Annotated in this window: 1 protein-coding gene; it reads right to left on the bottom strand. The window is 62.2% G+C overall.

Translation table 11 applies throughout. The features are described 5' to 3' along the window. On the bottom strand, nt 1-1466 hold a 1466-nt coding region (locus AC3ZU9_RS31285), incomplete at both ends, for a type I secretion system permease/ATPase (RefSeq protein WP_490091780.1).

Below are 1466 nucleotides of genomic sequence, written 5' to 3'. Positions count from 1 at the left end.
CCGACCGTATCGAGGTTGGAATTGGGCTCATCCAGCACGATCAGGCGTGGCCCGCCATACAGCGCGCGTGCCAGAGCTACCCGTTGTTTCTGGCCGCCGGACAGGCCGCCGCCGTTGTCGCCCAGTACGGTGTCGTAGCCCTGCGGCAAGCGCAGGATCAGTTCATGCACGCCGGCCTGCTGCGCGGCACGCACCACCTGATCGGGGTCGGCTTCGCGAAAGCGCGCGATGTTGTCGGCAATGCTGCCGCTGAACAGCTCGATGTCCTGGGGCAGGTAACCGATGTGCGGGCCGAGGTCGTCGCGGTCCCAGCGGTGAATGTCCGCGCCATCCAGGCGCACGGTGCCCGCCAGCGTCGGCCACACCCCCACCAGCACACGCGCCAGGGTGGACTTGCCGGAGCCCGACGCACCCAGCACACCGAGCACTTCACCAGCCCCCAGATTGAAGCTGACTTGATGCAGGGTCGCCACGCGCCGCCCCGGCGGGCCGGCACTGACCTGTTCGAAACTCACCTGCCCTTTGGGCGCCGGCAGCTTCATCTGCTCCACGTCCGGTGGAAACCCGCGCAGTAAGTCATCCAGCCGCTGGTAGGCCAATTTGGCCGAACTCCATTGCTTCCATACCGCAATCAACTGGTCGATGGGGCTGAGCACCCGGCCCATCAGGATGGAACCGGCGATCATCATCCCGGCGGTCATATCGCCCTTGATCACCAACAACGCCCCCAGGCCCAGCACCAACGATTGCAGGCACAGGCGCAGGGATTTGCTCAGGGAGGTGATCACCGAGCCGGTATCGCTGGCGGTGTTCTGCAAGCCGAGAAACTGCGAATGCACGGCAAACCAGCGCGTGCGCAACGCGCCCAGCATGCCCATGGCCTGGATGGTCTCGGCGTTGTGCAAATGGCTGGTGGCCAGTTGCGTGGATTGCTGGGAGTAACCGCTGGCCTCGCCCAACGGCTTTTTTGTCAGGTATTCATTCAGGCACGCCAGGCCGATCAGCAGCACGGCACCGGCCGTGGCCAACACGCCCAGCCACACGTTGAACAGGAAGATCACAAACAGGTAGAGGGGGAACCACGGCGCATCGAAAAATGCGAACAGCGCAGGCCCCGTGATGAATTGGCGGATATGCGTCAAATCGCCCAGGGATTGCCCGGCATGCCCCTGGCCACGTTGCAGGTTGCGTTCAAACGCGGCCTTGTACACGCGCAAGTTGAAGCGCCGCTCCAACTGGCTGCCAATACGGATCACGATAAAACTGCGGATCACCTCCAGCAGGCCAATAAAGGCAAAGAAGCCCACGACCATCAGCGTCAACATCACCAGGGTGGTTTCATTCTGGGAGGACAGCACGCGGTCATACACTTGCAGCATGTAAATCGACGGCACCAGCATCAGCAGGTTAATCAAGGCGGTAAAACAACCGACGCTGATCAAAATGCTCTTGTATTCACCCAGCGC

The sequence above is a fragment of the Pseudomonas sp. A39 genome (genome assembly GCF_058145955.1).
Note: the sequence above shows the minus strand (reverse complement) of the source record. Positions and strands in the feature narration are given on the sequence as shown.